The 12,424-nt window shown below is 64.8% G+C and carries 7 protein-coding genes; 2 read left to right on the top strand and 5 right to left on the bottom strand.

Annotation, left to right across the window (positions count from 1 at the left end; genetic code table 11):
* The first annotated feature begins 61 nt into the window (after positions 1–61).
* Entirely contained in the window at positions 62–2,998 is a 2,937-nt protein-coding gene (gene galA / locus ACXJKJ_RS26155) for a beta-galactosidase GalA (RefSeq protein WP_457393679.1), read from the top strand.
* 53 nt (positions 2,999–3,051) lie between these two features.
* Entirely contained in the window at positions 3,052–3,993 is a 942-nt protein-coding gene (locus ACXJKJ_RS26150; protein ID WP_457393677.1) for a PA14 domain-containing protein, read from the top strand.
* Between the two features lie 171 nt (positions 3,994–4,164).
* Here ACXJKJ_RS26150 and ACXJKJ_RS26145 read toward each other — a convergent pair whose 3' ends face one another.
* The 5 genes from ACXJKJ_RS26145 to ACXJKJ_RS26125 form a co-directional block, all read right to left on the bottom strand.
* Entirely contained in the window at positions 4,165–6,339 is a 2,175-nt protein-coding gene (locus tag ACXJKJ_RS26145) for a hypothetical protein (protein ID WP_457393675.1), read from the bottom strand.
* A gap of 105 nt (positions 6,340–6,444) precedes the next feature.
* Positions 6,445–7,854, bottom strand: coding sequence for a glycoside hydrolase family 43 protein (locus ACXJKJ_RS26140; protein ID WP_457393673.1), 1,410 nt, complete (start codon positions 7,852–7,854; stop codon positions 6,445–6,447).
* Positions 7,855–7,898: 44 nt separating this feature from the next.
* Complete coding sequence (locus ACXJKJ_RS26135) at positions 7,899–9,581, bottom strand: glycoside hydrolase family 43 protein (RefSeq protein ID WP_457393671.1); 1,683 nt, start codon at positions 9,579–9,581, stop codon at positions 7,899–7,901.
* A gap of 162 nt (positions 9,582–9,743) precedes the next feature.
* Positions 9,744–11,120, bottom strand: coding sequence for a glycoside hydrolase family 43 protein (locus tag ACXJKJ_RS26130; protein ID WP_457393669.1), 1,377 nt, complete (start codon positions 11,118–11,120; stop codon positions 9,744–9,746).
* 191 nt (positions 11,121–11,311) lie between these two features.
* Positions 11,312–12,424 (bottom strand): tryptophan halogenase family protein (locus ACXJKJ_RS26125; protein WP_457393667.1); only part of this gene is annotated, 1,113 nt, incomplete at its 5' end.

The raw sequence follows: 12,424 nt of genomic DNA, 5'->3' as shown, positions 1-12,424 counted from the left end.
CAGCACCGTACGGTCCGGCCGCGGCTCACCAGCCGACCAAGCCTTCACGTCCGGAAAACCCATGAAACTCCAGAGCACCCTGCTGTCCCTCGCGCTGTCGCTGGCCGCACTGAGCCCCCTGGCCGCCCAAGCCCGGAGCGCCGACGGCCGCACGGATTGGCCCGGCGCCGGGCAGCCCCATGTCGGCGCCACTGCGGCCGATAGCCCGCGCCAGCGCACCCGCATCGACGAAGGCTGGCGCTTCGCGCTGGGCCACGCCTCGGATCCGGCGCAAGACTTCGACCACGGCATCCGGCCGTTCTTCTTCGGCAAGGCCGGCTACGGCGACGGCCCTGCCGCGGCTGACTTCGAGGACAGGCCATGGCGCCGCGTCGACCTGCCGCACGACTGGGCCGTGGAGCTGCCGTTCAGCCCACGCGGCAGTACGCAGCACGGCATGAAAGCCATCGGCCGCGGCTTCCCCGAGAACAGCGTCGGCTGGTACCGGCGTGAGCTGCCCATCCCTGCGTCGGCGCGCGGCCAGCGCATCGCGCTGGAGTTCGACGGCGTGTTCCGCGACAGCGTCGTCTGGGTCAACGGCCACTATCTGCGCCGCGAGGCCAGCGGCTACTCGGGCTTCCAGGTCGACATCAGCGACTACCTGAACTTCGGCGGGCGCAACGTCGTCGCGGTGCGTGTGGATGCCACCACGCCGGAGGGCTGGTGGTACGAAGGCGCAGGCATCTACCGCCATGTGTGGCTGACGCAGACCGGGCCACTGCACGTGGCGCCGCAAGGCAGCTTCGTGCGCGCCACGGTCGACGGCGACCACGCCGAGGTGGCCGTCGACACCACCGTGCGCAACAGCGGCGAGGCGGCCGAGTCCTTCAGCCTGGAGCACGAGCTGCGCGACCCGGCCGGCCGCGTCGTCGCCCGCGCCAGCGTGCCGGCTGGCCGCGTTGCCGCTGACGCCAGCCTTGACGTGACGGCTCAACTGAGCGTCAAGGCGCCGCAGCTTTGGTCGCTGGAGACGCCGCAGCGCTACACGCTGACGACCGTGGTCAAGCGCGGCGCCGAGGTCGTCGACCGCGTTGACACGCCCTTCGGCATTCGCACCCTCCACTTCGACGCCAACGAGGGCTTCTTCCTCAATGGGCGCCACGTCAAGCTGCACGGCGTCAACAACCACCAGGACCACGCCGGCATCGGCGTCGCGTTGCCCAACGGCATGCACGACGCGCGGCTGAGGATGCTCAAAGGCATGGGCGTCAACGCCATCCGCTCGGCCCACAACCCGGCTACGCCCGAGCTGCTGGAGGCTTGCGACCGCCTGGGGGTGCTCGTCATCGACGAGCACCGCATGATGGGCACGGCGCCGCAGATCCGCGACGAGATGGAGCGCATGGTGCGCCGTGGACGCAATCATCCGTCGGTCATTCTCTGGTCGGTCGGCAACGAGGAATGGGCCATCGAGAACAGCGAGATCGGCACCCGCCTGACGCGGCAGATGCAGGCCATCGTGCGCCGCCTGGACCCGACGCGGCCGGTGACGCAGGCCGCCTCCAGCTCGGGCCAGCCCGAAGGCACGTCGGTCGGCTCGGACGTCATCGGTTTCAACTACAAGGGCCAGCACGACATCGACTCGATGCACCGGCGCTTCCCCGACCGGCCGATGCTCGTCACCGAGGAAGCCGCGACTCATGCCACGCGCGGCGTCTATGCCAACGATCCGGCCCGTGCCCGCATCGCCGCCTACGACAAACGCACGGGCACCCGCACCTCTTCCATCGAGGAAGGCTGGCGCTTCAATGCCGAGCGCCCCTTCCTTGCTGGCATGTTCGTCTGGACCGGCTTCGACTACCGCGGCGAGCCCTCGCCCTTCGGCTGGCCCGCCGTCTCGTCGCAGTTCGGCATGCTGGACACGACCGGCGCGCTGAAGGACAGCGGCCAGTACCTGAAGGCTGCGTGGACCGCCGAGCCCATGGTGCATGTGCTGCCGCACTGGAACTGGCCGGGTCGAGAAGGCCAGCCTGTCGATGTGCGCGTCTACGCCAACACCGACGAGGTCGAGTTGCTGCTGAACGGCCGTTCGCTCGGCCGCAAGGCGCTGGAGCGCTACGGCCACCTGCAATGGGCCGTGCCCTATGCGCCGGGCAGCCTGACGGCACGCGGCTATCGGGCCGGTCAGCTCGTCACCACGCAGACCGTGGCCACCACGGGCGACGGCACTGCGGTGCGGCTGACGGTGGACCGCGCGCGGCTGCGCGCCGGCAGCGACGATGTCGCGCTGGTCACCGTGAACGTCGTCGACCGCGAGGGCCGTGTCGTTCCGACCGCCGGGCACCGCGTCGCGTTCGAAGCCAGCGGGCCGGTACGGCTCATCGGCATGGGCAACGGCGACCCCGGCTCCCACGAGGCCGACCGGCCGGCCGAACTGCACCGCTACGCTGCCGCTACGCACTGGCGACACCACAGCATCGCTCGACCCGAGGAGGCGGCCGCGCTGATGGGCGGGACCGCCCAGACCGGAGGCCCCGGCTGGCGCGACCCCTTCGCATGGGTTCCACCCGACCAGCGGCCCGCCGACAGCGCCTGGAACATGGTGCAGGCCACCATCACGCGCACGGCGCCCGCCGGCGAACGCCAGGTGCTGCTCCTCGGCGAGGTCGCACCAGGCGTGCAGTTCCTTCTGGACGGCCGCCCAGTCGCGCTGCGGCAGGAGGCCGGCATGGCGGCCATCGACCTCGACCCGACCGCAGGGCCCGAGGCCACGCTGACCGCCGTCTTCCCGACGCCGGCCGGTGGCACGCGCGCGCTGTTCGACGGCGCGCAGGGCGGCCGCCGCTGGGCCACGCGGCGTACCACCACACCAGCCGCACCTTGGCAGCGCAGCGTGTTCAACGGCCAGGCACAGGTGATCCTGCAGTCCACCGGCAAGACCGGGGACAGCGGCCGCGCCACGCTGCGCGCCGTCAGCGACGGCCTGGCCGCGGCGGCGGTGGTGATCGATATCTTCTGAACGCCGATAAGCCTTACGGGCTGCTAGACAACAGCCGAACGTCACAAAAGAACATGACAACGCCATCTCACGACCCCGCCCCGACCACGACTGAAACCGGACAGCAGCAGCAATGGCGGCGGGGGGTCAACGGCTATGCGCTGACCATTGCGGTGATCGTCCATCTCATCCTGCTGGCGGCGGTGCTGATGTGGCGCACCCGCGTGCCGCCCCCAGAGAAGCCCCGCATCACGGATGTGAGCATCGTTGAGCTCAAGACCCCGCCAAAGCCTCCCGAGCCCCCGCCACCCGCCCCAAAGATGCCCGACCTGCCGCCCCCGAGCATGCCGCCCATGCCCGAACTCCCGGTGATCGAGGTGCCCAAGGTCGCGCCCGTGCCGCAAGCCGTCGCGCCGGTGGTGGCGGTGGCGCCGGCACCGCCGGCTGTCAGCGTGGCCCCGCCGCCAGCGCCTGCCCCGGCGGCCAGCAGCGCGGCGCCGGCCAAGCTGTTTGARGAATGCGCGGACTCACCGGACCGGCCGATGGTGGCCGAGGTCTACCGCCTCCGACCGGACRCCAAGTCGGTGAACGAAATGCGCCGGCGCAAACCCATCAAGACCGTTTGCCTGGCCCAGCTCGACATCACGCCGCGCGACCACCGCGAGGGCTTCCCTGGCCTGGACATGAACGAATGGTTCGGGCTGGACATCCGCTTCACCGTCAACATGCCGCAGGACCTCACCATGGACCTCATGCTGCTGTCTGACGACGGGGCCATCCTCACCATCGATGACGTGGAGGTGATCAACAACGACGGCATCCATGCGGCTTATCCGCTGATGGAAACCGTGAAGCTGGCCAAGGGTTTGCGCAATTTCCGTGTGCGTTACTTTCAGGGGCCTGGCTACGGTCTCGCGCTGATCCTGGGTTGGAAGAAGCCGGACGGCAAGGACTACCAGTACATCCCCCGCCGGCTGCTCGGACGCCCGCCGGCCGCCGCTTCGGCCCCGGGATAGCACGATGCCGCGAGCTTGACCCGTGCATCGCTGGGTTACGTGCTGACCACTGTGGTCAGCGTCCATCTGCCGGCTGCCCACCGCGACTCATGCTCGCCGCGTTTCTCGTAGGAGAACATGTCGATTTCAGATCGACCATCATCGGTCAGACCGATGATCGACCGCAGAAGTTCACCGCGCCGAGCTTGGATAAACCGAACGCTGTCCAGCGATGGCGGTCGCTGGCTTCGGCAAAGTGCCATCCAGCCTGTTGATCAGCACATTGTCGAAGTACGGCGTGCTGACCCGGTTCTGCGATGCGCCCGCCATCAGACCCGCCATGCCCTTCCCGTACAGCGTGTCGGTCGCACTCAGTACCGCTTTGCCATCGACGACGGCGGTGATGGTGGACCCGCTGAAACGCAGCGCCAACTTGTGCCACTGAGCTGGCGCGATGCCCGCTAACTGCGTCGTCGCGAGCACTTTTTCCCCGCCAGGACTGCTGTCGTTTTGCGCCTTGATCAAGGCCTGCTGCTCGGCGTCGCCTTCCAGCTTCTTCGGGTCAGCCTTGCCGCGAATGACCACCAACCGCAACTGCCCGCTGTCGTCCAGTTGCGCGAAGTAGCCTTTGGGGATGACACCGAAACCCGTGCCGACGTGGTTCACACGCCCCATCACGGCGGCCGCGTCGCCAGGCTGCAGATACACGTCGGTGCTGACTTCGTAGTCTTGCCAGGCATCGTCACCCACGATGGTGTACGGCTGCCAGTCGGGCCCCCACGAGATCGTTGGCACTGGCGTCATCTGACGCAAGCAACGTCCTTTCCCCCCTGGACAAGCGGTCAACTCGAAGGCACCACTGATGTCGGAGAAGTAGCGCGGCAAATAACCCCATTGCTTCGGATCGGCGTACTGTTCGAAGGTCTCGTAATAGGGGAAGGGGAAAGCCTTGACCTCCGGGATCTTGTCGAAACCACCCTTGCGCTGCCCGCGGGTGGTCGTCAGTGAATAGACAGCATGCGGATCGAGGGTGAGCGTCACGACACCATTGACCGGTTCGAGGTCATCCTGGCGTACGAAGTGCTCCTTCTCATTGCTGCGCCAGACAGCCAGCTCGTTCGACGACAGGCCGCCGCCAATTTCGAACCGGACCTGCTGCGGGGCTTTGGCGTCTTTGGTTTCAAGGATGATGCTGTAGTCGCTGGCTGGCGATTTCAGGGTGACATAAGTGCCGCCCGCCGTCAGGTCGCCACTACCACCATTGAGGTAGGTCCAGCCAATTTCGGTGAATTGGCCGTAATGGGCGTAACCCCAAAGCACGGGGTTGAGCTGGTAATGCGCACTCCAAGGCCAATTGGCCCGTATGGCCGCTTCCTTCTCGCCGGAATACGGGGTCATGGTGTACAGGCCTGCAATGCCATACCAGTTGACGACCTTGGTGGCGCCGCTGCGAACAAAATTCTCGTTGAAACCCTGCACCATCGAGATCAGCCCGTCGTAGCCAGCCTTGTACACGTGCTGCTCGGTATTCCAGATCGGCTTGTTGAGGCTTTCAGCCAACTCGCGCACCGATGCTGGCGTAAATGACGCGGGCGGATTGATATGGGCGCCGATGATGTCGATCGAGTCGCGCAAGTCTTTGTCCGTCAGCATGTCCTTCACAAAATTGAATTTCCAATCGTCCGGCCAGTTGTCAAAGGCGTGAATCTTTGTCGACTTGAAACCATTCGCTGTCAGGGTCGTGCGCAGCGCCTTGCTGAAGTCATAGCTCACGCCCTTTTCATTGCGAATTCCGATCGCGTCCAGCTCCAGCCCATACACCTGGCGCAAGCCCTGGAGCCACGTCACGTAGTAGTTGGCCGTGTCTCGTGAAAAGAAGTTGAGGTCGCCCTTGTCGTCGCTACCGGCTTGTTTTGCAAACACCGGACCCTGGTCGCCCAGCCATCCGGGCGCGCTCCAGGCGGTGGCATCAAGCGAGAGTTTCGGATTGCGCTTCTTGGCCTCCTGCATAACCCACCACATATAGCCGCGCGAATAATTCAAGTCATCACGCTTGTGCATGTGGCTGAGCATGGAGCCCTGCGTAGAATTGCCGTCGCCGGGAATTTCGACGTACAGCGCGCTGACGGAAGCACCGAACCTGGGCTTGTAAATTAAATCAAGAATCTGGCTACGCTGGGGTTCTGGATAATCCTTCAACAAGACCGACGTGGCCCCGCCACCATCGACGACGCCGATGCCGTCAAAACGCTTCCCGCCCGCATCGCCTTGCAGCGTAATGCGCTGCTCTGGCGGTGATGCGAGCACGCCGTTGGATCCGATAATCAATAACAGAAATATAACTGGCAAGGAAAAACGGCCGCGCATAGGAAACTTCCACGAAATCGTCAGGCCGGGCTGAGGCCGGCAATTAAAAACAAATAAGCCTCGGGTGTTGGGAAGTTCGACTTCGTGTCGATCCGATGCCTACAGCTATTTTGAGAATTGCCAGTAATCGAACTTGAACAGTTCTTCGCCGGCCGCACCGCGGAATACGAAGAAAAGATCTTGGACGCCGGAGGCTCCAGAGATCTCGGCCAACTGCTGCTTCCATTCGCCGCCGGTTCCCGAGACCGGCAGGGTGCCGACCAACTGGCCGTCGAGCTTGCCCAGATGAATCTCGATCTTCCCCCCGCTGGCCTCCTTGGCCTTGGCCGTGCTGGAGAGGCTGGCCATGAAGGCGCGCGCGCCGGTCACGCCGAAATCGACATTTCGCACCTGGATGTAGGCGCCATCGTGGATGCCGCGCACGTTCTGGCCGCCGGCGCTGCTGGGTTCGATCTTGACGCCGGAAGACCAGGCGATGGTCTCGGCTTCGACTCGCTTGTAGGGATCGAGGGTGGCGACCGGTGCCGGCCCTTCCTTGGTCGGCTGCACCATCGGGACCGAGCCATCGGGGTTGAACTTCAACTCGTCGACGCACACGGAACGTTTGAAGCCATCGCCTCCCGGAAGCGCGGCGTTGTGATAGAAAAGGTAGGTCTTGCCCTTGTAATCGACCACGCCCGGGTGGTTGGTGAAGGCGCTCTGCGGGGCCATGACGGGGCCACCGTAAGTCCACGGCCCTTGCGGTGTGGGGCCGGTGGAGTAGCCGAGAGGCTCAGGGAGCGGACCAGCGGCAAAAAACAGGTAGTAGCGCTCATTGCGCTTATAGAGCCAGGGGCCTTCTTCGTAAGACGTGCCGCGTTTTGCGTCCGCAGGGATGCGCTCGCCCAAGGCCTTGATGGTCATCGGATGCCGAATGAGGCCGTTCTCCCCTACGCTGGTGTCGTAGGAAATCATGTTCTTGTTCAGCTTCACCGACCACAGATTGGGATTGCCCCAGGCGAGATGGGCCTGGCCCTTGTCGTCGATATAAACGGTCGGATCGATACTGTCATACTGGCCGCCGATCAGCGGCTTTTTGAGGGGATCGGTGTAAGGCCCGAGGGGATTGTCGGCGACCAGCACGCCAATGCCCCGGCCTTGCAACGGAGCATAGAGATACCATTTGCCATCCCGCTCAATCACCTGGAGGGCCCAGGCGCCGTTGTCAAAACCATCCCCGCCTGAGATCTCCTTGGCGGCCCAGGGAAAATCCCGGAGGGAGGCGATGGCGCCATGCTGGGTCCAGTTCACCATGTCCGTCGTCGTGGCGAGCACCCAGTTCTTCATGTTGAAGTTACCTTTTTCCCCGACATCTTCGTCGTGGCCGGAAAACAGGTAGAGCGTGCCGTTATGGACGATGGGGGCCGGATCGGCCGTGTACATCGTTTGAATAACCGGGTTGAGCGCGAATGACGTCGCGGGCAGCAGAGCCAACACGGACAAGAGAACGACAGCGGAGAAGGTTGGTTTTTTCATGACGGGCGGAAATTGGGGGAAGTGGGAAATAAGGTCGCGCCGCGTCAGCGCCCGTCTTTCGCCCCTTGTCCGATTCGGTAATAGTCGAAGTCCACACGGCCGCCGGCGGTTTTGGTCGAGTAATAGAAGAGACCGAAGCGATAACCCATGAAGTGCTCCGGAAGGGTGTAGTGAAGAGCCGAGGGACGTCCGATGGGGGTCCAGGATTTGCCGTCGAGGCTGTAGGAGAAGCGGGCGACGTCAGGCGCGGGCAGAAATTCGCATTCGACCTTGAGGTGAACGGTTTTGCCGGAGAGGGGAACGGAGGCGATTTCCTCGGGATTGCCGGAGTCGGCGCTCACCATGACGAGAGATCGGGTGCCGCCGCTCATCTTTACGCCAACAAACCCATAGTCTTTCTGAAAAGCGGCGATGCCGGCCAGGTCGCCGTCTTTCATGCCACTCACGTCGATGCTCGTGGTGGCGAAACTGCTGGGGCCAAAGGTGCGCTGGGTGAGGGTGTTCGTGGCCTCCGGCAACGTGGAAACGACCCGGCTGGTGACGAGGCTCAGGTGGCCCGGGCGCTTGGTAAGCGACCAGTCACGAGGCTTGGGGTTGTGATTCCATTGCCAGGCGAGGGGCAGGTCGGGGTCGCCGGGCTGGCGGTCGAATTCGTCGGAGGCGACGATGCCGGAGGCGCCGGAGACGCCCTGTCCGCCGGCGGGGATGTCGAGCGTCATGGGCGCCTTGCCGTTTTCGCCGAGCACGGGCCAGCCGTCCTTCCAGGTCACCGGCACGAGATAGGGAATGCGACCGACGGCGCCGTTGTCCTTGAAAAGATAGGCGTACCACTTGCCTTCGGGCGTGTCGATGAGGCCGCCCTGGGCGATGCCGCGGTCATCGAGCACGATGCGACCCTCGTAGGGACCGTCGATTTTGTCGGCGCGGTGGACGATGACGCTGCGCGCCCAGCGGCTCCCGGGCGAGGCGATGTTGACGAGGTAGTAGCGGCCGTTGATCTTGAAAAGCTGCGAACCCTCGCTGAGCCCGCCCAGGTCGGAGCCGAAGACGGCGTTGAGATTTTCGATGATGACCTTGTTCACGCCGCCGGGCTTGATTCCAGAGAGGTCGGGTTGCAGCTCGGTGAGCGTGATGCGACCGGCCCCCCAGAGCATGTAAACGCGACCGTCGTCGTCGAAAAACAGGCTGTGGTCATGCAGCGCTGGCTCGAAACTCGTCTCTTTCCACGGGCCGCGCTCCGGATCGCGCGTGGTGTAAATGTGGGTGCGTCCGCTGGTAGAGGCGAACGTCGAGACATAGAACACGCCGTTGTGGAAACGCAGGCTGCTGGCCCAGGAGCCGCGACCGTAGGCGGTTTTGCCGTTTTCGAGGCGCATGGCTTCGTTGTCGGCAAGGGTTTCATAGGCGTAGGAAGCCATGCTCCAGTTGACCAGGTCCGTCGACTTCATGATCGGCAGGCCCGGGCTCATGTGCATCGTCGTGCTGCTCATGTAGTAGGTCTTGCCCACACGGATGACGGCGATGTCCGGGACGTCGGCCCAGATCAGCGGGTTGTGGGCAGGAGCCGCCTGTGCAGCTGGTGCTGCCTGTGCAGCCTCGGCCGCCGGAACGACCTGAGACGCGACGGAGAGCACGAGGGCCATCAGCAGGGGAAAGATCGGGCGGTTCATGAGACGCGCGGGAGAGCCGGCGGAACGGCGGCCCAGGCTGCCAGCGTGTGTGTTCATGTTTTGTCTCTGGAGTAGTTATTGCGAGTCCAGCGCCGTAAAGGCAGCAGCAACGGCCTGAAGCAGCGCACGGCGCGACGGCGAGGAAGCGTCAGCTGCGGCGACGGAAATCTCGTTCTTCTTTATCGCTCAGATCCGGGGGCGGCTTCAGGGTCGCAGACCTCACTTGCGCTCGAAGCGCCAGTGATCGAACTCAAACATCGTCGGCTCGCCTTGACCCCTGAAGATGAGGTAGAGGTCGTGCACGCCCGTGGCGCCTGAGACCGGCACGCTTTGCTGCTGCCACTGATCCCGGCCGCCGGTGCGGGCCACCGTCAGGGTGCCAAGATGGGGACCTTCGACGCTGTCGAGCCGCAACTCGATCTTGCCGCCGTCCATTTCGCTGGCCACGTTGGCGACGAAGCGTGATGCGCCCTTGCTGCCAAAGTCGACGCCGTTGACCTTGATGTAGCTGAGATCGGTGACGCGAGTGACATACATGCCGACCTTGTCACTGCGCGCGGTCTTGATGCCAGGCGCCCAATCGAACTGGCGATCCCGATCCCGCTTCACGCGGGACGTCCAGGCCATGGTCTCGGCCTCCACGCGTTCGTAGGGCGACAAGGGTTTGAGCGGAGCGACGCCGACGTTGTCCCACCAGGGGAGCATGTTGATGGTGCCGTCCGCGTTGTAGTCGAACCGGGTCACGGTGACGGAGCGGCGTTCGCGATGGATGGGCGTGTCGGCAAAGTTCAGCCGGTAGTTGAACCCGAACAGGTAGGACGCACCCATGTAGTCGACGATGCCCGGGTGGTTGCCGGTCGAGTTGGTGTTGTGGTCCATGATGTCGCCCTTGTAGACCCAGGGGCCGGTGGGCTTGTCGCTCATGGCGTAGCCAATGCCTTCGGGGCAGCAACTCGACGCGTAGGCCATGTAGTACTTGCCCTGGCGCTTGTAGAACCAGGGGCCTTCCTGGTAGTTCCCCGGCTTGGTGTCGATCTGCTTGATCTCGCCCGAGTAGGAAATCATGTCCTTGTTCAGCTTGACGTACCAAAGATGGGGATTGCCCCAGTACATATAGGCCTGACCGTCGTCATCGACAAACACCGTGGGGTCGAAGTAGCCGTTGGCCTTGTCGATCAACGGCTTGCCCAAGGCATCCTTGAAGGGGCCTTCGGGCCGGTCGGCCACGGCGACGGCAATCACGCTCTTGGGCCAGCCCTGCACACTCACCGACGCGTAAAGGTAGAACTTGCCGTCGCGCTCGACCACCTGGGAAGCCCAGGCATCGTTGTCCTGCACCGCCCAGGGGAAGGTGGCCAACGACGCCACGACGCCCTTGTCGGTCCAGTTCGACATGTCGGTCGACGCGTAGAGCCGCCAGTTGCGCATCTTGAAGTCGCGGGCGTCGTCCTCGTCCTGCCCGGTGTAGAGGTAGACAACCCCCTTGTGCACCAACGGTGCCGGATCGGCGGTGAAGCTGGTCTGGACGACGGGGTTCTCGGCCTGGCTCGGCTGCGGCCAGACGCAGGCCTGGACAAGCGCCAGGAGCGCAAGCACGCGCGCAATCATGGGAAACCTCGATTCGGAACGATGCGGAGCGGCGAAACGGCCATCCGCTGGGAAAACTACGGGCGATTTCGACCCCTGCCACATGGCGCTTCACCTTTCAGGTTGATCAGTTCGAGCTGACGCCAGCGGGCGTGCAGATGGTTTGTCTCGTGGCCGTATGAGCGCAGACGGGCCAGGGATCAGCCCAGCATCTTGAGCAGCATGCGATGGTGCTGCGGCATGCGCGCCACCGAGGCTTCGATGGCCTTGCGACGCTGGTCCAGCGCCTGCATGGCCCGCTCCGGCGAAATCTCCGCGAAGACCGGATCGTTGCGCTCCGGCCAGTGCTCCATGCCGGCGTGGATGGCCAGCCAGCTGGTGGCGTCGAACCCCTCTTCGTCGTACTCATGCAGCACGCCGTAGCGACGCCACAGCTCCATCCGGAAGGCCAGCGTCTCTGGCAGCTCCATCGATGACACGTGCCGCCACAGCTCGCTGTCGCGGCGGCGGGTCAGGCAGTAGTGCAGGATGATGAAGTCGCGGATGCGCGCGAAGCGGCGAGCCGCGCCGTCGTTGAACAGGGCCCGGTCGTTCTCGTCCACCGGCCGGCCGGCGGTCAGCAGGGTCATGAGACGGCTGATGCCGTCCTGGATCAGGTAGATGCTGGTGGACTCGAGCGGCTCCAGGAAGCCGGAGGACAGGCCGATGGCGACGACGTTGTGCACCCAGAAGCGCTCGCGGTGGCCGGTCGTGAAGCGCAACAACCGCGGCTCGCCGAGCGGCTTGCCGTCGAGCCGGGCCAGCAGCTGTTCGCGGGCACGGTCGGCGTCGATGAAGCGGCTTGAGAAGACGTGGCCATGACCGGTGCGGTTCTGCAGCGGGATGCGCCACGCCCAGCCCCCTTCCAGCGCCGTGGCCTGGGTGTACGGGGCCAGTTCCTCGCCGACCCGCTCGGTGGGACAGGCCCAGGCGCCGTCGACGGGCAGCCAGTGGCTGAAGTCGACGAAGGGCTCTTCCAGCGCCTGGCCCAACAGCAAGGAACGAAAGCCCGAGCAGTCGACGAACAGGTCACCCTCGATGCGCCGGCCGTCCTCCAGCTGCACGGCGGCCACGCCACCATCGGCACGGCGGGACACGTCGGTGATGCGTCCCAGCGTGTGGCGGGCACCGCGCTGCACGGCCAATTTGCGCAGGAAGGCGGCGTACTGGACGGCGTCGAAGTGGTAGGCGTACTTGAACTGCGCCTGCTCGTCGGGCAGCACGAAGCGGCCCTTCATCGCCATCACCGTCGGCACGCACTGCACGCCCAGCGG

Source organism: Roseateles sp. P5_E1 (genome assembly GCF_054049335.1).
Note: the sequence above shows the minus strand (reverse complement) of the source record. Positions and strands in the feature narration are given on the sequence as shown.